The sequence below is a fragment of the Phytobacter sp. V69 genome (genome assembly GCF_965644215.1).
Taxonomy (GTDB): Bacteria; Pseudomonadota; Gammaproteobacteria; order Enterobacterales; family Enterobacteriaceae; genus Phytobacter.
The window spans coordinates 1-1,113 of the sequence record NZ_CBFFRL010000442.1; the positions used below are offsets into that span (position 1 = coordinate 1).

General features: G+C 55.8%; 1 pseudogene. It reads right to left on the reverse strand.

Annotated features, from left to right (window positions below):
* Positions 1-157: 157 nt before the first annotated feature.
* A pseudogene (locus ACSZPU_RS25850) lies at positions 158-1,036 on the reverse strand (cytosine permease); the annotation flags it as partial.
* Positions 1,037-1,113 lie beyond the last annotated feature (77 nt).

The window sequence follows — 1,113 nt, forward strand, 5'->3', positions numbered from 1 at the left end:
CGGCCTCATTTCTCGCTGCCGTCCAGATCAGATGCATCGCTCTCTGGGCTAAAATCTTGTGACGACACTATCTAGGGCAGGAGAAAACGCCGTAGACGCTCTGCTAATCCTCTGTCCGCATAAGGTCCGGACCACCCCAGTCCGGGCCTTTTTGCATTTACTCCTTCGCCGTCGCGCGACGTGGAGCAAACTCTTCGCTCACCCCTTCACGATCGTGGCGTGCAATCCAGCGGTAGCTGCATGCGCCCAGGAACACACCGATAAACCAGCTAAAGTTCGCCACTTCGTGCAGTGACGGAATAAAGCTGATGACCAGGCACACTGCAACCGACGGTACCAGGGCGACAACCGCTTTCGGGTTGATGCCATTTTTGTACCAGTAGCGCCCGTTCGGGGAGACGGTAAACAGGTCATCGACAAACACTTTCCCGCGTTTGATCAGATAGAAGTCAGCCAGCAGGATGCCGAACAATGGCCCGATAAAGGAGCCCAGTACATCCAGCGTGTAGTGGATCAGCTCCGGTGACTGGAACAGGTTCCACGGCGTCAACAGCACGGAGCCGACGGCAGCGATCATCCCGCCAGTGCGGAAGCTGATCTTCTGCGGCGAGCAGTTAGAGAAATCGAACGCCGGGGAGACGAAGTTCGCCACAATATTGATCCCGATGGTGGCGATGATCATGGTCAGCAGGCCAATTGCCATCGCCAGGCTGTTGCCCACGTGACTGACGGTCTCGATGGGATCGGTGATCATTTTGCCGAACAGCGACTGTGTACCTGACACGATCACCACGGTCACGATGGAGAACAGCAGGAAGTTAAACGGCAGGCCCCAGCGGTTGCCGCGACGAATTTCCTGCATGCTTTTGCCGTAGCGAGAGAAGTCACCAAAGTTCAGCAGCGGTCCGGAGAAGTAAGAGACCACCAGCGCGGTGGCGGTAATCATCTGCCAGGTTTGCTCGCCTGCGGTCAGCTCTTTGCTGGCAAGGGTAAAAGAGATGCCACTAAAACCGGTTTGCGACAGGATCCACACCGCCGTAAGCGTCTCATCCAGACCGTCTTTTATTTTTGCCCGTGTTTTCTACCATGGACACTTTCACGAACATGGACACT